Below are 23,433 nucleotides of genomic sequence, written 5' to 3' on the forward strand. Positions count from 1 at the left end.
AGTTACAACGGTTCACGTCCTATGAATACATAGACCGTAAATATCCGACTTATTATTCATTTACTATACGGATAAAGCAGTTATGGTAGAGCGCGATTTGAAAGAGTTTAAATGTCCTCAGCAATTTGTGCAGTTTAAACTTGCGCTGCGAAGTGCGCAATTATCAAAAAAAAACATCACTTTTAGTCTTAATAAAGGTGAAAGTGCGAACGATATTGAACGTTTTTTGCAAAAAAATGCTTATAGTTACAATTTTGATAAACAACGTGGGTTGTTATTAGTGGAGCCATTACATGTTTGAATACGTAAAAACATGGTACGAAAGGAAGTTCTCGGATCCTCATTCGTCTACCTTATTATTTTTATTATTGGCCTCAGTGGCCTTACTTTACTTTTTTGGCTCGTTAATTGTCCCTGTGCTTGTAGCATTGGTTATCGCTTATTTACTTGATTGGCCGGTTGTTCATTTAGAACGCGTTGGCTTAAAACGTTTTACTGCAACGATTATTGTAATGTTGATATTTATTAGCATTATGCTCACCCTTATTTTAGTTATTGGCCCAGTGCTTTGGAAGCAAACCAGTAACTTAGTGCAAGAAACCCCGCATATGTTAGAGCAAGGGAAGTCTTATTTAATGGCTTTACCTGAACAATACCCAAGTTTAATTAACATAGATCAAGTACAAGCTATTGTTGCAACGTTAGAAGCTAAAATCATTGAGTTTGGTCAAACTGTATTGTCGTTTTCACTTACGTCATTAAAAGATGTTGTTGCGTGGCTTATATATTTAGTACTTGTGCCGTTACTGGTGTTTTTTATGCTTAAAGATAAGCTGGAGCTAACGGGGAGTATTGCTAAACTGATCCCGCAGCAACGACGCTTGATTTTGCAAGTGTGGCACGAAATGAATCAACAAATTATGAATTACATTCGCGGTAAAGTGTTTGAAATTTTAATTGTTGGTGGTGTGTCTTTTATTGCATTTACTGTTTTAGATTTACGCTACGCCGCACTACTTGGTGTGCTTGTTGGTTTGTCGGTATTAATTCCATTTATTGGCGCGGCACTCGTTACTATTCCTGTAGCGGCAGTTGCGCTGTTTCAGTTTGGATTAGAAACACAGTTTTGGACCATTTTAATTATTTACGGAATTATTCAGGCGCTTGATGGCAACGTACTTGTACCACTATTATTTTCTGAGGCGGTTGATTTAAATCCGGTATTTATAATTGTCGCGGTATTATTTTTTGGTGGCTTGTGGGGATTTTGGGGCGTATTTTTTGCCATCCCGTTGGCATCATTAGTAAAAGCGCTAATAACAGCTTGGTCGTCAACACATGAAGAGATAAGTAAAGAGGTCAGTGAATAGTTAAGTAAACAGACTTTTAGTCTAAAAAAGCATAGTAAACGCACCTCTAGTGCTAATTGATTATTACTCATTACCTGTAAATTTATGTACTATTGGTAATAAGATATATTTTTTAGTAATAAGGTGCGTTTTTTAATGTCTGAGTTTTTATTGCACGATGAGCCAGTAAAACAAGTTTACCTTGATGCAAACGCAACGACCCCTGTGTTGCCTTGTATTGCTGATGTTGTTTCTCATACCATGCAAATATGTTTTGGTAATCCTTCAAGCCCGCACATTACAGGTATACAAGCCAAGCATTTATTAGAACAAACACGTCAAAAAGCACACACAGTTATTGGCGCAAGTAATGGCGATATTTTATTTACCTCTGGCGCAACAGAAGGCATTCAAACTGCGGTGGTTTCTACGTTAATTGATGCTAAAAAACACCCGATTAAAAACCCCGTATTGTTATATGGCGCTACTGAGCACAAAGCGGTGCCAAATACACTCAAGCACTGGAATAGCGTACTTGACGTTAATGCTGAGGTGCTTGCTATTCCGGTTGATAGTAACGGTATTTTAGATTTAGATTTTATAGCTAAACATATAGATAACACTTTGATGATTTGTACCATGGCCGTTAATAACGAAACTGGTGTATATCAAGATTTACCCGCTATAGAGCAGGTAATTCGTAGCCGTAATAAAAATGTATCGTGGATGGTGGATTGCGTGCAGGCGCTCGGTAAACAAGCGCTCGCGCTGAGTGATACAACAATAGATTACGCACCTTTTTCGGGGCATAAGCTTTATGCACCTAAAGGTATTGGCTTTTTATATATACGTAGTGGCAGTGCGTACACACCTTTTATAGCGGGTGGCGGTCAAGAAAGTGGAATGCGCTCAGGCACCGAAAATCTACCCGGTATTGCAGGGTTAAATAAGCTATTTAGTATGTTGCTTGATAAATCAGACGATACATTTAAACCAATTAGCATACTTAACTCTTATCGAAGCCAGTTACAAAGCGCATTAGAAGACACCTTTGGCGATATTACATTCAATCATGATTTTGCTTATAGCGTGCCTACCACACTTAACTTTGCTGTTAACGATTTAACGAGCAAAGAAGTGATTGATTTATTTGACGCTGCGGGCATTCGCGTAAGTGGTGGCTCGGCTTGTAGTACAGGCGCATCAACAAGTTTTGTTTTAGATGCAATGGGTGTAAGTAAGTGGCAAAGCGAAAACGCGATTAGGCTATCGTTTGGACCTGCTGCAGCACAACATGATATTGATGATGCTTGTGTGCGTATTCGCGCTCTTAAAGCAATACTCCAGGCAAACTGCTTAATCGTATCTGACAGCACCACACCACAACAAGAAGTATGCGCACTGGGCCTTACTCAATTTAGGCACCAAGGTGCATGTAGTTGGCTTTATGTGAGCGATGATAAACACGCTGTAATTATCGATCCTATTATTGAGCTTATTCCGCGCTTTGAAAAAATAGCTAATACACAAAACTTAACTATATCGGCGGTGCTTAATACTCATCTGCATCAAGAGCGAGAGTCAGCGACTAATTTACTAACCAACGTTCTTGCATCAAGAGTTGTAAAAGGTGAGGTTGATTTGCTCGGTTGGCCGCTAAATACAGCAAGTATTAACTTGGCAAATGACGTACTTGAAAAAGTAGCTACACCTGGGCACAGCAAAGATAGCGTAAGTTATTTATTAAAAAACAGTAATAGCGAAACGCGTTACTGTTTTTGTGGTGATTTAATACTGCCTGCAGGGTTTGGCAATACATCGCTTATAGGTGGGGATGCAAAAGCAATGGCACACTCTATTTTAGCAATGAGCGAGCAGCTTAATAGCACCAGCATTATTTGCTCAGGGCACGACTACCAACAATGTTTTGCCATGAACTGGGCTGTACAGCAAAACCAAACGCCATTACTTGATGCGTTAGTGAGCGGCAGTATTTCAGTTGATGAATTTACAATACAAAAACAGCAGTACGACGCTTCAAAACAAGTAGCTAACACGCAATTGTGTGGTTATGTAAATGCGTTACCTGAGGTTGATACACAGCAATTAAATTTTGATGACGCTAAAGTAATGTTAAACACCAGCGATACATATTTAATAGATACCCGGGAGCCGTATGAGCATGGAGCAAATAATGTTGCTCAGTTATTTAATACGCTAGATGAAAAAACATTAAATATACCACTTAGCAGAATGGCAAATGCGGTATTTGAAGGCCAATTAAAAAAAAATAACAAGTACATTTTATTATGCCGTAGTGGTAACCGCTCAAAAATTGCTGCAACTAATTTAATGCAGCTAGGATACAAAACGGTTTATAACCTAAGTGGCGGGTTAGCGCTTAGTAATTAAAAAAGGTTGTAATTTATACAAAATCGGCTTTAGGGCCGATTTTTTGTTTTTAAGGTTTATTTGCTCGCAAGGTAAACAGGTCCTAGTAATTAGTGAATAACTATAAAAAGTAATTATTGTGCTTATAAAAATTCATTAATATTTCATTTTGATTGATTAAGCTATCCCGTTGCCTTTAAAATTGGGGGTAAATTAATTTATAAAATTTTTATGATACCGGTGTCAAAAGCTAAAAATTGCGTTATCATCGGCATCTAAAATTATAAAAACAGCACTTTTTTTGCATTTTTAGTTATACTATCGACGCTTTATTTTAGTGTAAATAAGCAGTGTTAATAGTTTTGCTTTTATAAAAAGCATTTTTAAATCAATTGATTGAAAAAATTAGAGGGTACTTACATGTCTAACCGAACGCAACTAGCAAGTTGGCAAGCACTAGAACAAAGTGCAGCTAAGATGAAACAAACACATCTAAAAACGTTATTTGCACAAGATGACACGCGCTTTTCTAAGTTTTCGACTCAAGTACCTGGCGTGTTATTCGACTATTCTAAGCAACTTATTGATAACGATGTTTTTGCTAACTTAATGTCGCTTGCTAAAGAATGCGATATTGCATCGTGGCGCGATAAAATGTTTAGCGGTGAAAAAATAAATATCACCGAGGATCGCTCAGTACTGCATACGGCACTTCGTAATCGCGCTCACACTCCATTAATAGTGGATGGCGAAAACGTTACACAAGCCGTAGACAACGAATTAGCTAAAATTAAAGTGTTTGTAGAAAAAGTTCGTAGCGGTAAATGGTTAGGCTATACCGGCAAAGCGGTAAAAGATGTTGTAAGTATTGGTGTTGGTGGTTCTAACCTTGGCCCGCAAATGGCAACTGAGGCATTAAAAGCACTTGCTGATGATACGTTAAATGTTCATTACGTATCTAATGCTGACGGTGTACAAATTTCGTCTATATTAAAAGCCATTGACCCTGAAACAACATTATTTGTTATTTCGTCAAAAACATTTACTACGTCAGAAACCATGACAAACGCTAAAACAGCGGTTGATTGGTTTTTACAAACAACAAAAGATGAAAGTACAATTGCAAAGCATTTTGTTGCAGTAAGTACAAATTTAGAAAAAACGGCTGCCTTTGGTATCAGCGACGAAAACGTATTCACTATGTGGGATTGGGTTGGCGGTCGCTTTTCACTTTGGAGTGCGATAGGCTTACCAATTGCTTTATATTTAGGCTACGACGCCTTTGAAGCAATTTTAGAAGGCGCGTTTGAAATAGACGAGCACTTTAAATCTGCGCCGTTTGAGCAAAATATACCATTAATTATGGCATTGCTTAGTGTATGGAATACGAGCTTTTTAGGCTACACAGCGCAAGCTATATTACCGTACGACCAAGCACTGCATATGTTGCCTGCGTATTTACAGCAAGGCGAAATGGAAAGTAACGGTAAACACGTTAACTTTGCAGGCGAAATGGTACCTTATACTACAGTTCCAATTATTTGGGGCATGACGGGTATTAATGGTCAGCACGCGTTTTATCAGTGTTTACACCAAGGTAATGTAATTGTACCTGCAGATTTTATTGCATCAGTTAAACCACAAGTGAATGTTGATAAGCATCACGATATTTTATTATCAAACTTCTTTGCACAAACAGAAGCGATGATGAGTGGTGTAGATGCAGCGCAAGTTACTGCTGATTTAACCGCTAAAGGTAAACCGCAAGCAGAGATTGATGAGTTATTAAATCATAAAATTCATCAAGGCAATCGTCCTACAACGTCTATGCTATTAGATACAGTAGATGCTAAAACAGTGGGCCGTTTAATTGCACTGTATGAGCATAAGATATTTTGCCAAGGCATTATTTTAGAAATATGTTCGTTTGACCAATGGGGTGTAGAGCTGGGTAAAGGTTTAGCATCTAAAATTGAGAGTGAACTCACTGATGAAAGCGTGAAACATGCTCATGATAGTTCGACAAACGGCTTAATGGCGTACTACAAACAAAACCGTACGCAGTAAAAAATTCGCTTACGCAAGTAAGTAAACCGAGTACCTTTGAACGGGTAGCGCTGGAGTGCTTAGGGTCTGTATTTTTGTGAGAGGAGATACAGGGCCCCTAAGGCTCATTTAATAAGCGCAATGATAAAAATAATAATAAATCATAGATACAGAACAATTCAGCAGGCTTTTATTTAAATACAGTTATAAAAGCCATCTAATCTAGCAATAAATAGGCATACCCGCACATTTATAAAATGTACTGGGTATCACAACGTAGAGAGTAACTATGCTTAATCCTTTTGATATTATAATTTTTGGGGGCGGTGGTGATCTTGCGTTACGCAAATTGCTACCTGCAATGTACAGAGCATATCAAGAAGGTAACTTACCTGAAGGCTCACGTATCCTTCCAACAGTGCGCGAAGAATCGAAACGTGCTGAATACATAGAAACAGCGCATAAAGCATTACAAGAATTTTTAAGCAAAGGTGAGTTTAACGCTAAAGATTGGAAAGCATTTTCTACTTTTTTAGTGCCAGTGGTAAGTAATGTTACAGAAGCAGACGACAACTGGGATGTGCTAAAAGGCATTTTAGATGAGCACGAAAGTACTAAGTCTCGTGTGTTTTATTTATCGCTTCCGCCTGCTGTTTACGGCACATGTTGTGAAATATTATCGACTAAAGGTTTAATTACACCTACATCACGCGTTGTTGTTGAAAAGCCAATTGGTTATTGCGGTGATTCTGCTGAAGCAATTAATGGAAAAATTGCGGAATTTTTTAATGAAGAGCAAATTTTCCGTATTGACCATTACTTAGGTAAAGAAACAGTACAAAACTTAATGGCGCTACGTTTTTCAAACTCATTGTTTGAAAATATGTGGGATGCTAAATCTATTGATAACATCCAAATTAGCTTATCAGAAACGGTTGGTCTTGAAAGCCGTGCTGGTTTTTACGATAAAGCCGGTGCACTTCGTGACATGGTTCAAAACCATTTATTACAACTGCTTTGTTTAGTTGCAATGGAGTCGCCTAATAAGCTTAACGCTAACAGTATTCGTAACGAAAAATTAAAAGTATTAGAAGCACTTCGCCCATTAGTAGGTGGTGATGTTGATGAAAATATTGTTCGTGGTCAATACGTACCAGGTGACTTAAGCGGTAAAATTGTACCGGGTTACTTAGAAGAGCTAAATGAAGGTTCTAGTAAAACAGAAACGTTTGTAGCTATTCGCGCGCATATTGATAACTGGCGCTGGGCGGGTGTTCCATTTTACCTTCGTACGGGTAAACGTATGGCTAAGCGCTGTGCAGAAATTGTGGTTGAATACAAAAAAGTATCTCACAATATCTACGAAGATAACGTGGGTAATATCGAGCCAAATCGTCTTGTTATTCGTTTGCAGCCAGAGGAAACAATTCAACTAACGCTTATGTCTAAGCGTCTTGATAACCTTCAAATGCAACTTGAACCAGTAACAATGAATATTGAGCTTTCACAAGCTTACAGTAATGGTTTTCACTCAGATGCGTACAAGCGTTTAATGCTTGATGCCGCTGCAAATAATCCATCATTATTTATTCACCGTGATGAAGTTCGTCAAGCGTGGAAATGGATTGATCCAATTATTGATAGATGGCAAGACAAGGGCAAACCTGCGCTTTACCGTGCTGGTAGCTGGGGTCCTGAAGATGCTGATGAATTATTGGCAGAAAAAAGCCACGTGTGGTTTAACACAGGCGATAAGGTATAAGCATGGCAACACTAGTTGAAAAGTTTTTTGACGATAAAGACGCGTTAACAGCTGAGCTTTCTGCAACGCTTGAGCAATCACTACGTGATGGTATTAAAAACGATGGCCGTGCTGTACTCATGGTATCAGGCGGCTCTTCTCCTGCACCCGCGTATAAGCATTTATCAACGCTTGATTTAGACTGGCAACATGTTGATGTTGCTATGGTTGATGAACGCTGGGTAGATCCAAGCCATGAAAAAAGTAACGAAGCTTTTATTAAAAGCACGTTATTACAAAATTTTGGCAGTGCTGCAAACTTTATAACCATGAAAAACGATGCTGCAACCGCGCAGCAAGGCAGTGAAGTGTGTGAAGCCGCTTACAGTGCTTTAAAAGCGCCATACGATGTAACTATTCTAGGCATGGGCCCAGACGGTCACACTGCATCGTTATTCCCAAATGCAGAAGGTTTAGAGCACGGTTTAACAACTGAGCAAACAGTATGTGCAATTAATGCGATACAAAGTGATGTGACGGGTAGTATTACTGAGCGAATGACGCTTACGTTAAATGCCATTGCGCAGTCTAAAGTGGTTAAGCTTTTAATTAGCGGTGAAGAAAAACTCGCTGTTTATAAGCAAGCAAAAGCGGGCGGCGATGTTAATGACATGCCACTTCGCGCTGTGCTTAATCACCCAAGTATAAATATTGAAGTATATTGGGCACCTTAATTTAGATGCTAATTTAACTTTTAAGGCCGCTTAATATAAGCGGCCTTTTTTATTTGTTCAAATTTAAGCCTAAATACGGTAAAAAGCAGACTTTAGTTATTAACTAATGTTAATATCTGGCTTTGGTTTGTTTTAAAAATAACCACGGAGTGCGTTGTTTTTGAACAAAACTTGTGAGTTTTAGCTGTATGTTTTTTAGCAACGTTAAGATTTAGTTAAATTTTATATTTTCATGGTCGCTGTCATAAAAGTTTCCCTTCCTTTTTTACCTCAAAAGCATTAGCCTAAAGGTATTAACAATGAAATATATAAATTAAAATAAACGGAGCAGTAACATGGCGGAGCAACAAGTACAGCCTTTACACAACGAAAAACATGCCAACACTAAAATTCAAAACGGCATCAATGTAGAATTCATGAAAACTCAACATTTAGTGCCAGTGGTTGCACATGAGTTTGCACGTGTAGCAAACGAGTTTCCAATGTCATTCGTTAAAAACAACGAAAGCGGCACTTTTCAAGCAGTTGCTATGTTTGGTCTAGAGCCAGGCGAAAACCTTTTTGTAGAAGATGGTAAATGGACTGCAGCATTTGCACCTATGGCAACGACTCGTTACCCACTGGGCTTAGTTAAACACCCAGATCAAGATCAATACGGTATCGTAATTGACGAAGCAAGTGCGCTTGTTGGTGAAGACGAAGGTAATGCATTATTTGAAAACGGCGAAGAAACAGATTACCTAAAACGTCGTAAAGAAGCGCTTGTATCTTTCATTGAGTTTTCTCAAGTAACTGAAGCGTTCACTAAATTCCTTGCTGATAAAGAGCTACTGATTGCGCAAACGCTAACAGTAGACATTAAAGGCGAGAAAAAAGACATCAACGGTATTTACCTTATCGATGAGAAAAAGCTAAACGAGTTAAGCGATGCTGATTTCTTAGAGCTTCGTAAACGTGGTTACTTAGCACCAATTTATTCTTTTTTAACGTCTACTCATCAAGTAGCACGTTTAGCGCGTTTAAAAGCAAAACAAGCTTAATTACAAACACGTAAAATTTTAAAAAGCGCCTTAAGGCGCTTTTTTTATGCCATTAAACTCACTTTAGTTGAAATTAAGCCCGCAACCATTCACATTAGTTTATAACTTTCCCATAAAAGAACTCATTATGAAAACACCCTTATTAGCAATTTTTGCGAGCAGCCTTTTTGCTTTAAGTAATAGCGTATTCGCTGCAGAGACTCCTTTTGCCATTGCGATTCATGGTGGGGCAGGGACAATAGAAAAAGCACGATTTACACCCGCTCAAGAAAAGCTGTACCGCGCTAAATTAACAGAGGCCGTAGAGACAGGTTATAAAGTATTGCACCAAGGCGGTGAAAGTTTAGATGCGGTAACTGCGGCAATTACAGTATTAGAGCAATCGCCTTATTTTAATGCAGGGCGTGGAGCGGTATACACTTACGATGGCGGGCATGAGCTTGATGCATCCATAATGGATGGTCGAAACCGTGAAGCAGGCGCCGTTGCGGGTGTAAAGCATATTGAGAGCCCAATTAGTTTAGCGCGTTTGGTCATGGATAACTCTGTACATGTAATGCTAAGTGGGCAGGGTGCAGAGGAATTTGCTAAAGAGCAAGGTGTTGAGCTTGTCGAAAATAACTTATTTGATACCGAGCCTCGTTACAAAGCGCTTTTAAAAGCAAAACAAAAATTAGATAAAGCCAAAGCAACCAGTAAAGAGTACCAAGCCACGCACAAAGCATTGCCTAACTCTTACAAAATGGGCACGGTTGGCGCAGTGGCGCTTGATAAAAACGGTAATTTAGCGGCAGGTACATCAACAGGTGGTATGACGGCAAAACGTTATGGCCGTGTAGGTGACGCGCCGGTAATTGGTGCTGGGACATTTGCTGAAAACGAATCGTGCGCAGTATCGGCAACAGGGCACGGTGAATACTTTATTCGCTATAACGTAGCGAGCGATATATGTGCGCGTGTTAAGTATCAAGATAAAACCATAGCTGAAGCTGGAGATGAAGTTATAAACGGTGTGCTTAAGCCAATTGGCGGCACTGGCGGCGTTATTATTATTGATACTAAGGGGAATATTAGCTTGCCGTTTAATACCTCTGGCATGTATCGGGCAAGTAAATCGAATACGCAAGCGACCTACGTGGGCATTTTTAACGACGAATAAGCCAAAGTAATTTAATTAGCCTGAACTCTGGTTAATAGATTTACTAAAGTATTGAACCACAATGATATTTGAATTCATTTTTTGCTAGCCAGTTATTTTCAGCACAGTTAGCGCTGAAAATAACTGCTTGAGATAGATTTATTATTCGCAGTTTCGGTGAATCGCAGCGTTTATATAACAAACAACCCCGTGTTATGCATTTTGTAGGATTAACCCCGGCCGTTTAATTTGATACAATTATGGCTCTTTAACTAATTTTATAAGGTATGCGGGTGGTAAACCTAGGTCAGTTGTTTGGCGAGCTAAAAACGTGCTTGAAAAAAGATCAATTCATTTTCAAAAAACGCTTACATGGCGTAAAAAAAATAACGGATGAAAACAAGCATGCCAACGCGCTTGAAAAAATAGCGGCTGATATAACCCGTAGCCAAGAATTACGTGATAAACGCTTAGCGGGCCTTCCTAAAGTAACTTACCCTGAGCAATTGCCAGTAAGTCAAAAAAAGGAAACAATTAAAGACGCTATTGCAAATAACCAAGTGGTTATTATTGCAGGTGAGACGGGCTCAGGTAAAACAACTCAAATACCTAAAATGTGCTTAGAGCTTGGCCGTGGTGTTGATGGCTTAATAGGCCATACTCAACCACGCCGATTAGCAGCGCGAACGGTGGCTAACCGTATTGCTGAAGAAATGAAGTGCGAGCTTGGTCAGCAAGTCGGTTTTAAAATTCGTTTTAGCGATCAGATTTCTAATAATACGTACGTTAAACTAATGACTGACGGTATTTTACTGGCAGAAATTCAGCAAGACCGTTTTTTAAACCAATACGACACCATAATTATAGATGAAGCGCATGAGCGTAGCTTAAACATCGACTTTATTTTGGGTTACTTAAAAAACCTACTTCCAAAGCGTCCCGATTTAAAAATAATAATTACGTCAGCGACCATCGATCCTGAGCGCTTTTCAAAGCATTTTGATGATGCGCCCATTATAGAAGTATCGGGTCGTACTTTCCCTGTTGATGTGCGTTACAACCCAACGGCCGATATTAATAAAGAAGATATGGAAGCCGAGGGCGATCAGCTACAAGGTATTTTTGATGCTGTTGACGAGCTGTGCGCGGAAGGTCCTGGCGACATACTGATATTTTTAAACGGTGAGCGTGAAATACGCGATACCGCTGATGCACTTAGCAAGCGTAATTTAAAACACACTGATGTATTGCCACTTTACTCGCGCTTATCTAACGCAGAGCAAAACCGTATATTTGCGCCACATTCTCGTCGTCATATTATCTTATCGACCAACGTAGCCGAAACGTCACTAACCGTGCCGGGTATTCGTTATGTCATAGATCCAGGTACTGCGCGTATAAGCCGCTACAGTTATCGTACAAAAGTGCAGCGCCTGCCAATAGAACCTATATCGCAAGCAAGTGCTAATCAGCGTATGGGTCGTTGTGGACGTGTTGAAGCGGGTATTTGTATTCGCTTGTACTCTGAGGATGATTTTTTATCGCGGCCAGAGTTTACCGACCCTGAAATACTGCGTACTAATCTTGCCTCAGTTATTTTGCAAATGTTGGCACTCGGGCTTGGTGATATGGCGCAATTTCCGTTTGTGCAAGCGCCAGATAGCCGTAATATAAGTGATGGTTTATCGTTATTAGAAGAACTACAAGCAGTAAAACCAGACAAACGTGATAGTAAAACGAGTTTAACCGCTTCAGGAAGAGAGCTCAGCCGATTACCGGTTGATCCTCGTTTAGCTAAAATGGTGCTCACAGCTCACAAACTTGGCGCATTGCGTGAAGTGATTGTTATTGTGGCGGCGTTGTCGATTCAAGATCCACGCGAACGCCCGCAAGAAAAACGTGCTGCAGCCAATGAAAAACACGGTCGCTTTGACGACCCAGATTCAGACTTTATCGCTTTTTTGAACTTATGGAATTACCTAGAAGAGCAGCAAAGCGAGCTGACTAACGGCCAGTTTAGAAAGCTGTGTCAAAAAGATTTCCTAGCCTATATGCGCCTGCGTGAGTGGCAAGATATTGTTTATCAAATAAGTACTGTGTGTAACGAAATGGGTATGAAGGCAACCAGCCAAGCGGCTGATGGCGAACTTGTTCATAAAGCGTTATTAAGCGGAATGCTGAGCCATATTGGCTTTAAAGATGAGAAGCAAATATACAAAGGCGCACGTAATAGTCAGTTTCATATTTTTCCGGGTTCAGGTTTATTTAAAAAGAGCCCTAAATGGATTATGTCGGCAGAGCTGGTAGAAACCAGTAAATTATATGCCCGCACAAATGCAAAAATAGACATTAACTGGGTAGAACCATTAGCACAGCATTTAGTGAAACGCAGCTATACAGAGCCACACTGGGAGAAAAAGCCAGGTGCGGTAATCGCGTTTGAACAGCAAACTTTGTACGGCTTACTCGTTGTAAATAAACGCCGCTGTGTTTATAGCAATATTGACCCTAAAGTGAGCCGAGAGCTTTTTGTGCGCACCGCATTAGTTGAGCAAGAGCTGGGCTTAAATGAGAGCTTTTTAGCGTTTAACCGTGAGCTAATAGAAGATATTCAAGTTCTGGAAAATAAGTCGCGTCGTCGTGATATTTTAGTTGATGAGCAAACGTTATTTGAGTTTTACGATAAAAAAATACCCAAAGAAATTAATAACCGCGCTGCATTTTTAAAATGGTATAAAACACAAAAACAACAAAATAAACATTACTTACACATGACCCGTGAAGAGTTAATGCAACACGGCGCAAGTAATATCACTGAGTTTGACTACCCGGACACATGGCAGCAAGACAATATTATATTACCGCTTGCTTATCATTTTGACCCAGGACAAGCGGTTGATGGCGTTGCGGTACAAATTCCGGTAGCGCTGTTGAATCAAGTACAAGAGAGTGGTTTTGACTGGCACATACCTGCATTTAGACATGAGCTAATAAGTGGGCTTATAAAGTCATTGCCTAAATCGCTTCGCCGTAATTTTGTGCCAGCACCAAATTATGCAGATGCAGTACTTGCAGCTATTGAGCCAATGCAGGGGAGCTTAATTGATGCTTTAGCTACGCATTTATTAAGAATGACAGGTGTGAGAGTTGATATGGAGGCGTGGGATTTGACCGCGCTTGCACCGCATTTACGATTGCAGTTTGAAGTATGTGATGAACACGATAAGTTACTTGCTCGTGGACTTGATTTAGCCAAACTTAAAGCAGAGCTGCAAGGTGAAGTAACCGAAACACTGTCTAAAGTAGCTGACAAAGGCATTGAAAAATCAGATCTAACACAATGGGATTTTGGTGAACTGCCAGCGTCATATGTTAAAAAACAAGGTCAATACGAAATAAAAGCATACCCTGCGCTGGTGGATAAAAAATCAGCCGCTGCAGTGGAGCTTTTTGATAGTGAAGCAAAAGCGCAGCAAGCTCATCAACAAGGTTTGCGCCGTTTAGTACTGTTAAATGTGCCGTCGCCAATTAAGTACTTACAACAAAACTTACCGAATAAGGCAAAGCTGGGTTTGTACTTTAACCCATTTGGTAAAATCGCTGATTTAATCGATGACTGTATCGCCGCAGGCGTTGATAGCTTATTGGTAAAACACGGCGATATACGCGATGAAAAAGCATTTGAAACAGTAAAAGAGCAAATACGTGGTGAGCTCGGTGATGCTGTCGTATCGATTGCAACACAAGTTGAGCAAGTATTAAGTATTGCTCACGCGCTGCATAAAAAAATGAAAGGGCGCGTTGATTTAACCATGATCACCGCGCATGGTGACATAAAGTCACAGCTTGAATCACTTATATTTAAAGGTTTTGTAAGTGCGCATGGCGCAGATAAAATAACGGATTTAATTCGTTATTTGAAAGCGATTCAAAAGCGTTTAGAAAAGCTGCCTGTGGATCCAAATCGTGACAGGTTATGCGTATTAGAATTGGATAAAGTTGCTCAAGAGTATAAAAAAGTAGTTAATAAAACGCCTAAAGGTTTGCCTATTCCACAAGATGTAACCGCTATTTTTTGGATGCAACAAGAGCTTAGAGTGTCGCTATTTGCTCAAACACTTGGGACTCCTTACCCAATTTCGGCTAAGCGGATACTTAATGCGATAAAAGAGATAGAATAAAGCTTGCATTTTCTATTAAGCTTAGTACCTTAATAGAAGGATTTATTTTTGTTTTGAAAAGGAAGCGACATCGTTATGTCCTCATCGATTGAACATAAAACAAAGCGACTTTTAGTGGTAGACGATGAGTATTTTAATTTTGAAATGCTTAAAGCAGCACTTGCGTCGAAGTTTGATGTTAGTTATGCAGATTCAGGGCAGAGCTGCCTTGCATCGGCAATTGCTAGCCCGCCAGATATAATTTTGCTTGATGTTTGTATGCCTGGTCTTGATGGTTATGATACATGTCGGATGCTTAAGCATACTCCTGAAACAAAAGATATTCCTGTCGTTATGGTATCGGGTCTAGAGTCTCCATCTGAAAAACAAGCAGGATTTGATGCTGGTTGCAACGCATATGTTGTAAAACCATTTTCAGTGGGCGTTTTATTAGAAGAAATTAACACAGTTGTTTAGAGGGAACTTATGTTTAACGATGATAAACGAAATTTTAGGCGTATGCAGGTAAATACGACTGCAAATTTAACGAGTATAGAGCCAGTAGCTGGCTTGAATTATACCGCAGAGTGTGTAGATTTAAGTGCAACGGGATTGTCACTGCATTTGGATGACTTGCTTGAACTAGACACTATCTTGTCTGTTGATATAGCATCTACTCATCCAAGCATTGAGCCGTTAAAGGCAACAGCAAAAGTAATACGTGCCAGCAAAGAAGATGATGGCACGGTAACCGCAGGACTTGAAATCATTCAGTTTAATTAGTTATACCAATCCGCAATAATACTTAATCAATTTGAGGGATTAAATCTGGCACTAACTGCGTTAAAAATCTCTTATATAGAACAACTAAATAACGAAATTTTTGCCTTGTTATTGACACGATTTTCTTTCCTCAAAGTAGAATACTTAATTAAGCGAATTGGTATTAAACTGAATGATTAGATATTAAAAAACCTTACAGATTAAGCCTTTTAAGTAAAAGCCTTCAGGGTAGCTGCCAGCAATTGGGTGATCGGCTGCCTGGTTTAATCGCTCCATTATAAGTAGGTCTTTACCTGCATCAAGTGCTGCATCGGCTACTACTTTTTGAAATAAGTTTTGTTCCATTAAACCAGAGCATGAGAACGTTAGTAATGTTCCACCTGGTTTTAGTATTTGCATGGCAATCATGTTGATATCTTTGTAACCACGACACGCACCGGTTAGCTGCGCTTTATTATCAGCAAACTTTGGTGGATCCATTACGATAGTATCAAACTGTCTACCTTCGTCGCGGTATTGGCGTAGTAACTTAAATACGTCCTGCTTAACAAAACTTACTTTATTTAAATCTAAGTTATTATGTTCAACATTACGTTTTGCTGTATCTAAAGCGGGTTGAGATACATCTACGTTAGTTACATGCTCACATCCACCACGCAGGGCGTACAACGAAAATGTACCTGTATAACTAAAACAGTTAAGTACCGTTTTACCCTTTGAGAAGCGCTCAAGTGCGGCGCGGCTATCGCGCTGGTCTAAATAAAAGCCCGTTTTATGTCCATCAATTATATCGACTTCAATTTTAAAACCGTTTTCCTCAATAAGTACCGGCTGTGTTGGTTCGTTACCCCAAAGAGCGCCTTTTATTGGCTCTAAGCCTTCTTTAGTGCGTACTTCTACGTCTGAGCGCTCGTATATGCTAGAACCCGGGAAAATAGACATCAACGCGCCAACAATCTCGCCTTTATGACGCTCGGCACCCGCACTTAGTAGCTGACACACTAACACATTATCAAACTTATCGATTGTAACGCCTGGTAAGTAATCAGATTCAGCAGCACATAATCGAAACCCTGTTAATCCGCCTTCTTCTATTACTTGGCTACGTGCTTCTAATGAGCGACGTAAACGGCGTTCAAAAAAGTTTTGATCGATTACTTCTTTTTCGTCAAAGCTCCAAACACGTGCGCGAATTTGTGAGTGAGGGCTGTAAGCAGCAGTTGCTAAAAACTTACCTTCGCTATCGTGAATCGTTACTGTGTCGCCTAATCCAGGTTTACCTTTAATTTTTTTGATGGCTTTTGAAAATAACCAAGGGTGTTTTCTTTTTAATGATTTATCGCGACCAGCTTGTAGGTAAACGGCAGATGACATAAGGCTTCTCAGTAGTAATAAATAAGCGCTGTATTTTAGTCAAGCAGCGAGCAACATACAATGAATGTTTTGCAAGGTGGGCATAAAGCACGGTAAAGTACGGATAATTTATCGATTCATTAGCTTTTGGAACCTAATAGTGCCTGACGCCGTTTTAAGCCCCGATTTAAAAATACTTAATTCACAATGTAGAGAATTTATAACCTCTTTAGTGCATGCCGATGTAGCTCACGATATTACCCATATAGAACGCGTGGTGCGCGTTGCAATACAGTTATGTAATGCGGAGCAGGCAAACATGTCAGTTGTATTACCTGCAGCGTGGATGCATGACTGTGTGGCGGTGGCTAAAAATCATCCTGATCGTGCAAAAGCCTCTACTATGGCAGCCGATAAGGCATTGGAATTTTTAAAATCTATTAATTATGACGAGTCACTTTTTGATGAGATTCATCATGCTATTGCGGCGCATAGCTTCAGCGCAAATATAAAAATTAAAACAGTTGAGGCGCAAATAGTACAAGATGCTGACAGAATGGATGCATTGGGCGCTATTGGGGTGAGTCGCTGTATGAAAGTAGGTGGATCAATTTCTCGGCTATTGTACAACCCAGAAGACCCTTTTTGTGTTGAACGCGAGGCTGATGATAAAACATACACGCTTGATCACTTTTTCATAAAGTTATTACATATTGCCGATAGCATGAATACGCCATCAGCTAAAGCAGAAGCGAATAGGCGTACAAGGTATATGCATGAATTTTTAGAGCAATTAAAGTCAGAAATAGGTGAGTAACGTGAATAATACAAGCATACCTAAATTATCTGGGATTGATCATTGCCATTTAAATGTTGATAACTTGGTTGATGCCGTTAAGTGGTATGAGCGTGTTTTAGGTTTTAGTGTAGTACCCGAGCTTGCCTTTTGGGATGAGGACGGACGCGGCCCTTTAACACTTGAAGATGCGAGTTCAACAACTCGTTTAGCACTTTTTGAAGGAGAGGGGCGTAGTAAAGGGATTGCATTTTTAGCCACCGGGGATCAATTTATACAGTGGCTCAATCATTTTGAGAGTTTAAATATAAAAGTAGTTTTAGCAGATCATGGTGTAACGTTTTCTATGTACTTTAAAGATGAGAGTAGCAATAGCCATGAAGTTACGTCACATGACTATCGTTATATAAAGTCTTACTACCCAAATGTTGAGCTTGGCTCTCACAGCGCTAAAAAGAATTAGCTTTCTTGATTTGCATTTTTTATAGCAAGAATATCGTCTAAGTTTTTCACAAATAGTTCGATTAGAGCGGGATCAAAATGAAGTCCTGCTTGCTCTTGCATATGCAAAACTGTTTTCTCTACACTCCATGCCTCTTTATAAGGGCGTTTTGAAGTCAGAGCATCAAAAACGTCAGCAACGGCAACAATTCTTCCTTCGACGGATATATCCTCACCTTTTATACCATTTGGATAGCCTGAACCATCCCATTTTTCATGGTGTTCAATTGCAAGCGTATGCGCAAGTTGTAATAAAGGAGAAGATGAGTTTGCTAAAATTTGTGCACCAATTAGAGCATGCTTTTTCATATGCTCAAATTCTTCGTTGGTTAAGCGCCCTGGTTTTAATAAAATAGCATCGGGGATACCTATTTTCCCTACATCGTGCATTGGTGCCGCTTGGCGTAGTAATTCAGCTTGGTGTTCTGGCATCCCTAGCGCTAACGCTAATACTTTACTGTATTGACTCATGCGTACTATGTGCTCACCAGTGTCGGTATCTTTATATTCAGCAGCGCGGCCAAGACGTTGTACTAAATCTACATGTGCTTGTTTTAATTGCTCTGCTTGCACTAGCGACAAGTGAGTTTTAACTCTAGCTCTTACAATAGCAGGGCTTATTGGCTTAGTAATATAATCTACGGCACCTAACTCAAAACCTTTATATTCATCGCTTTCATCACCAAGTGCAGTTACAAAAATAATTGGGATGTGTGATGTTTTAGGGTTGCCTTTAACTATTTGACATACTTCAAAACCATTCATATCTGGCATCATTATGTCTAGTAAAATTAGCTTTGGTAGTTCTTTTTCAAGTAGTGCCAATGCGGCATCACCCGATTTAGCAAACGACATACGATATTGATTACCTAACACTTCGCGCATTACTTTTAGATTTGCAGGCTCATCGTCAACAATTAATACTCGTGGCCTATCTGTCGTAAAATCCATTAATTAATACTCATTGTTTGTTAGTTTTTCAAGTAAGGTTTCTAGTATTACGTGTGCTTTATCAAAATCAAATTCGTCAAAGGCTTCGGCTATAGCATTAACTTCATTTTTATAGATTGAAGGTATGCCGCGTTGCAGTTTTGCTAGTAGCTCATCATTTAATTCTGCATTTTGTGCATCTTGATAAAGCGTCTTACACAATGACTTAATTTCATCAATTGATAGCGTATCTGAACTACTATCTTCAGGCTTACTACTTGGCTTATCGCAAGTATTTGATGACAGCAGTTGTGAAATGACAAGTAACTCGCTTTTTATATCGTCTAAAGTACTAATAACTTTAGCGTCACTTTGCTTTCTTTCTAAATCGGTTAATAACTTCATTAATGTTATTAGGCCTAAGTTACCAGCAACACCTTTAAGTGTGTGAATGGTGCTATCGACATCTTTTATGTTTGATAATTTATCACTGAATAATGTTTCGAACCGTTTATTACTGTCACTAATAAATTTAGTAATCTCTGTAAGTTGCTTACACTTAGAACCCCAAAGGGCTAACCCTTTTTCAAAATCTATATGCTGCACTTTAGGATCGCTTTGCGATATAACTATTTCTTTTGCAATACCAAGCACTTGTGCTATTTCTTGGTTTAGCTGATTTATATCGACGGGTTTGTTTGCAAAGCCATTCATGCCTGCTTTTTTAGCTGTAAGCTTATCTTGTTGTAATACACTGGCTGTGAGCGCGATAATTGGCGTGTATTTAATTTGTCTTTGGTTTTCTATTGCTCTTATTTTTTGTGTTGCCTCTATGCCATCACACAATGGCATATGTATATCCATTAAAATGACATCAAAGTCTTGTTCTTCAAATACTTTAATCGCTTCAAGTCCGTTAGATGCCTTGGTAACTGCATGCTGATCGCGTGATAGGAGTAAAGAAAGTAGTTCTGTATTTTGTTCTATATCGTCAACTACTAACACCCTAAGTGCAGGCAGTTGGGTGTGTAGACCATCAAAATGATCTATTTTAGTTTCGTCACCTAAAGTAAGAGGCAATGAAAAGTAAAAGCAGGTGCCTTTACCTAGTTCACTTACTAAGTTTATTGTTCCGCCCATAAGTTCTACAAGTTGTTTGCTTATGGTAGTACCAAGACCTGTACCACCAAAGCGGCGAGTAGTAGTACCATCGGCTTGTTCGAAAGGTTGAAATACTGCTTGAATACGATCTTTTGCAATACCAATACCGGTATCTTGCACTTCAAAAAACAGATGCTGATTTTGTGTTATACCAACGGTTACGGTAACAGAGCCTTTTTCGGTGAACTTAATAGCGTTACCAATTAGGTTGGTGAGTACTTGTCTGAGTCGATCTGGGTCGCCGTAGTACGTCGTACTTACAGATTCTTTAATATGGAGTTTAAGTTCTAAATCTTTCTTTTTAGCTTCTAACCAAAAAGTAGAGATAATACTGTCTATTACTGGTTTTAAACTAAAGTGCACTGGCTCAATGGTGAGCTTACCACGTTCTAGTTTCGCAGAATCGAGTATCTCATTTAACAATCTAAGTAATGAACGCGCTGCATTATTTACGATAACTAAATGCTTTTGCTGTTCTAGATCAAGTGGAGTGTCCATTAATAAGTCGCTGAAACCTATTATAGAATTCATAGGTGTGCGTATTTCATGGCTCATATTAGCCATAAAAGATTGCTTTGCATGAGCTGCTTCTTCAGCTTTAAATTTAGCTTGCTCTAGTTTTTCTTCATATTCCTTACGCTCAGTAATATCAACTAAAACACCATCAATCCACTTTGCTTGGCCTTGGGTATCAAAGTCGATGCTGCCTTTATCTAGGAGCCATAATATTTTACCATTTCTGTGGCGAATCCTGTATTCGATTGAATATTGACGTTTTTCTTCTACGGCTTTTGTGACGGCATCAACAATAGATTGCTGATCTGACTTTAAAATTAGATCGTTAAATTCAATGCAATGTTCAGTAAATTCATTGGGGTTATAACCCGTTAACTCATTGATACTTGGACTAATAAAAAGCATGGTCCAGTTATCATCAAACTTACATCTGAAGGCCACACCTGGCATGTTATTCATTAAAGATCGATACTTTTGTTCTTTTTCTTCAAGGTTCCTTTGCAAAGCTCGTTGCTCTGTTAAATCTGTAATAAAACCAACAAATAACGGGTTTTGGCCAGACTGATTTACCTGACCAATACCTAAACGAATAGGAAATAAATGCCCATCTTTGTGCTTTGCACAGACATCTCGATTTATACCTATTACTTTACCTAAATCAATATTATGCGCGTTTGAGAGGTAGCCATCATGGTATTTTGCAATGGAGTCATCCATCAGCATTTTCACGTTTAGGCCTTGTACTTCATTTTCGTACCAACCAAATATTTTAGTTGCTGATTCATTAAAGCTCAAAATAATACCTGTATGGTCGATTGTTACAATACCATCAATGGCTGTACCTAAAATTGCGTTTAAGCGAGACTCGTCAGCTGACTTCTCTTCAAGTAACATTCGGTAGCGAACCATGCCATTTATTACAGCAACAACGCTAGTGATTGCAATTGTTGCTGTTGCTACAGAAATAGCAACAAAAGTAAGGCCCGCATTAGCGTTTACATCATCGTAAATAAGTGGAGACGTTGCAACAAAACGTGTTGCAGCCATCCCCATGTAGTGCATACCTGCAACAGCTAAGCCTAAAATAGTTGCACTAATTAAATTATTTTGTACTGGTGTCAGATCTGAAAAAATACGTTCGAGATTAAAGCGACTGTATAAAGCAATAAAAGAGAGAAAAATAGCCACTATAATTGACAAACCAAACATGAGTGGATCGTATCGAAGAAGAGGGGCAAGCTCCATTGCTGCCATACCACTGTAATGCATAGTGCCAATACCAGCGCCAAGCAACACGGAACAAATTGATAATACTTTTAAGTTACCATTACTGTTTACAAGCATTGATACCGAATACTGGCAAGCAATTAACGCGGGCAAAAAAGACACGAGTGTAATAGTTGGATCATAACTAATGTTGGTACACAGTGAAAACGCGAGCATACCAATAAAATGCATGCTCCAAATACCGGCTGAAAAAACAATAGCAGCTGTTATATTTGCTAAACGTTGATAACCAGGAAACTTAGTTTTTTTTGCTAAATCAATGAGGCGGGTAGTAAAAAAAGCTGCAAAAATAGCTATCAACACAGACATGGAAACTAAAACAGGATCATAAACGCCATTAATAATTAAGCTTGGGTCTTGGTCAGTAATAAAAAAAGCTGATAACATAATGGCTCAAAATATAGTCTTTATTGAATAAGTTTAATCTAATTTACTAGTAAATAAACAATTATTTCATTGAACCACTATGAAAAACACTTTTATAACTATATGTTATCTTTTGTTTAGCAAGTAGTATTTCTTTAGTCGTTGTTTTTTATTTTAATATGGTGTTATTACAATACTAAAATATATTAATGTGTCTTTGTTTTAGTATATGTAGGGCTAAATTGTATTAAAGTAGTGGGTTAGTGAGTTTATTGTGGCTAATAGCTTTTTAGCAACTTTATCTTAATTGCAAAGTGGATAATTTTTATCTGCACTAAAATAGTTTATGAGAAATTAAGTGTTTGAATATCAGTTAAAGAAAAGTGTTAGACGAAAAACAGTTGCTATAAAAGTACATAAACGAAAGGTGACCGTGTATGCACCAAACTTTGTCGCAAAAAAGCAAATTGATACTTGGTTATTTGATAAGCAAAAGTGGGTTGCAGAGCAATTAAAAAAACAATTTTTAATTGAGGACACTAAGCAATATCCTTTTGAATCTAAAAAAATCAGTGTTTTTTCAGAAACTATTTATTTGAAACTGGACTCAGGCCAAGATTCCAAAGTAACCCCGTATGATGACCACTTACTTATTACAATATCTCCTCGAGTTAAAAACACTTATCAAAAGTATCGACAGTTATTAGAGAGTTATCTTAAAGAGCAGCTTATTGCATACATAGAGATGCGTTTAGCGTATTTCTGTGCTCAAATGGGTGAAGAGTTACCAAATGATTTAAAAATAGCTGTTTATAAACGAAAGTGGGGGAGTTGTAATAGCAAGCGAGAACTCACTTTTAATTTACATCTTATAGGTGCTCCTTACCACGCTATAGATTATGTGATTGTTCATGAGCTTGCCCACTTAAAGTATTTAAATCATAGCAAAGCTTTTTGGCAGCGAGTAGAGGCGTTTTTCCCCGATTACAAAACATCATCTAATTGGTTAAAACAAAATGGTATGAGTTTACAATGGGTGTTTTGATGTTACTGAATATAGGAATATAGGAATATAGGAATATAGGAATATAGGAATATAGGAATATAGGAATATAGGAATATAGGAATATAGGAATATAGG

General features: G+C 38.8%; 17 protein-coding genes. 14 read left to right on the top strand and 3 right to left on the bottom strand.

All coding sequences use genetic code 11. The features are described from left to right. Positions 1 to 82 precede the first annotated feature (82 nt). From GQR54_RS19650 to GQR54_RS16560, 11 genes are all read left to right on the top strand, one after another. Positions 83 to 301 (top strand): hypothetical protein, encoded by a 219-nt coding sequence (locus GQR54_RS19650; protein WP_166379041.1) that lies wholly within the window; start codon positions 83 to 85, stop codon positions 299 to 301. Beyond that, positions 294 to 1,370 (top strand): AI-2E family transporter, encoded by a 1,077-nt coding sequence (locus tag GQR54_RS16515; RefSeq protein WP_166379043.1) that lies wholly within the window; start codon positions 294 to 296, stop codon positions 1,368 to 1,370. Before GQR54_RS19650 ends, GQR54_RS16515 begins: the two co-directional genes overlap by 8 nt. A 135-nt stretch (positions 1,371 to 1,505) precedes the next feature. After that, positions 1,506 to 3,761 (top strand): aminotransferase class V-fold PLP-dependent enzyme, encoded by a 2,256-nt coding sequence (locus GQR54_RS16520; RefSeq protein ID WP_166379045.1) that lies wholly within the window; start codon positions 1,506 to 1,508, stop codon positions 3,759 to 3,761. 399 nt (positions 3,762 to 4,160) lie between these two features. Further along, on the top strand, positions 4,161 to 5,807 hold the full coding sequence (gene pgi, locus GQR54_RS16525) for a glucose-6-phosphate isomerase (RefSeq protein WP_166379047.1): 1,647 nt from the start codon (positions 4,161 to 4,163) through the stop codon (positions 5,805 to 5,807). Positions 5,808 to 6,075: 268 nt separating this feature from the next. Beyond that, positions 6,076 to 7,548 carry a glucose-6-phosphate dehydrogenase gene (gene zwf, locus GQR54_RS16530; protein WP_166379049.1) on the top strand — a complete coding sequence of 491 codons (1,473 nt, stop codon included), beginning with the start codon at positions 6,076 to 6,078 and terminating at the stop codon, positions 7,546 to 7,548. Between the two features lie 2 nt (positions 7,549 to 7,550). Next, entirely contained in the window at positions 7,551 to 8,261 is a 711-nt protein-coding gene (gene pgl / locus GQR54_RS16535; protein WP_007581060.1) for a 6-phosphogluconolactonase, read from the top strand. Between the two features lie 335 nt (positions 8,262 to 8,596). Next, positions 8,597 to 9,301, top strand: coding sequence for a SapC family protein (locus GQR54_RS16540; RefSeq protein WP_149591951.1), 705 nt, complete (start codon positions 8,597 to 8,599; stop codon positions 9,299 to 9,301). Between the two features lie 127 nt (positions 9,302 to 9,428). Further along, positions 9,429 to 10,460: an isoaspartyl peptidase/L-asparaginase gene (locus tag GQR54_RS16545; RefSeq protein ID WP_166379051.1), complete on the top strand. Its 1,032-nt coding sequence runs from the start codon at positions 9,429 to 9,431 to the stop codon at positions 10,458 to 10,460. A gap of 272 nt (positions 10,461 to 10,732) precedes the next feature. Continuing rightward, a complete protein-coding gene (hrpA, locus tag GQR54_RS16550; RefSeq protein ID WP_346766093.1) occupies positions 10,733 to 14,620 on the top strand; it encodes an ATP-dependent RNA helicase HrpA in 3,888 nt (1,295 codons plus the stop codon). Between the two features lie 75 nt (positions 14,621 to 14,695). Then, positions 14,696 to 15,076, top strand: a complete 381-nt coding sequence (locus GQR54_RS16555) for a response regulator (RefSeq protein WP_166379055.1) — start codon at positions 14,696 to 14,698, stop codon at positions 15,074 to 15,076. A 9-nt stretch (positions 15,077 to 15,085) separates the two neighbouring features. After that, entirely contained in the window at positions 15,086 to 15,382 is a 297-nt protein-coding gene (locus GQR54_RS16560) for a PilZ domain-containing protein (protein ID WP_166379057.1), read from the top strand. Positions 15,383 to 15,565: 183 nt separating this feature from the next. Here GQR54_RS16560 and GQR54_RS16565 read toward each other — a convergent pair whose 3' ends face one another. Further along, positions 15,566 to 16,756: a class I SAM-dependent methyltransferase gene (locus GQR54_RS16565; RefSeq protein WP_007581068.1), complete on the bottom strand. Its 1,191-nt coding sequence runs from the start codon at positions 16,754 to 16,756 to the stop codon at positions 15,566 to 15,568. A 139-nt stretch (positions 16,757 to 16,895) separates the two neighbouring features. Here GQR54_RS16565 and GQR54_RS16570 point away from each other — a divergent pair, with 139 nt between their 5' ends. Further along, positions 16,896 to 17,552, top strand: coding sequence for an HD domain-containing protein (locus GQR54_RS16570; protein WP_166379059.1), 657 nt, complete (start codon positions 16,896 to 16,898; stop codon positions 17,550 to 17,552). A gap of 1 nt (position 17,553) precedes the next feature. Beyond that, entirely contained in the window at positions 17,554 to 17,994 is a 441-nt protein-coding gene (locus GQR54_RS16575) for a VOC family protein (RefSeq protein ID WP_166379061.1), read from the top strand. Here GQR54_RS16575 and GQR54_RS16580 read toward each other — a convergent pair. Further along, positions 17,991 to 18,983 carry a two-component system response regulator gene (locus tag GQR54_RS16580; protein ID WP_166379063.1) on the bottom strand — a complete coding sequence of 331 codons (993 nt, stop codon included), beginning with the start codon at positions 18,981 to 18,983 and terminating at the stop codon, positions 17,991 to 17,993. The genes GQR54_RS16575 and GQR54_RS16580 overlap by 4 nt on opposite strands. A 3-nt stretch (positions 18,984 to 18,986) precedes the next feature. After that, positions 18,987 to 22,313 (bottom strand): PAS domain S-box protein, encoded by a 3,327-nt coding sequence (locus tag GQR54_RS16585; RefSeq protein ID WP_166379087.1) that lies wholly within the window; start codon positions 22,311 to 22,313, stop codon positions 18,987 to 18,989. A 337-nt stretch (positions 22,314 to 22,650) separates the two neighbouring features. Here GQR54_RS16585 and GQR54_RS16590 point away from each other — a divergent pair, with 337 nt between their 5' ends. Beyond that, a complete protein-coding gene (locus GQR54_RS16590; protein WP_346766094.1) occupies positions 22,651 to 23,337 on the top strand; it encodes a SprT family zinc-dependent metalloprotease in 687 nt (228 codons plus the stop codon). The last annotated feature ends 96 nt before the right edge of the window (positions 23,338 to 23,433 follow it).

The organism is Pseudoalteromonas sp. Z9A4 (assembly GCF_011378845.1).
Taxonomy (GTDB): Bacteria; Pseudomonadota; Gammaproteobacteria; order Enterobacterales; family Alteromonadaceae; genus Pseudoalteromonas; species Pseudoalteromonas arctica.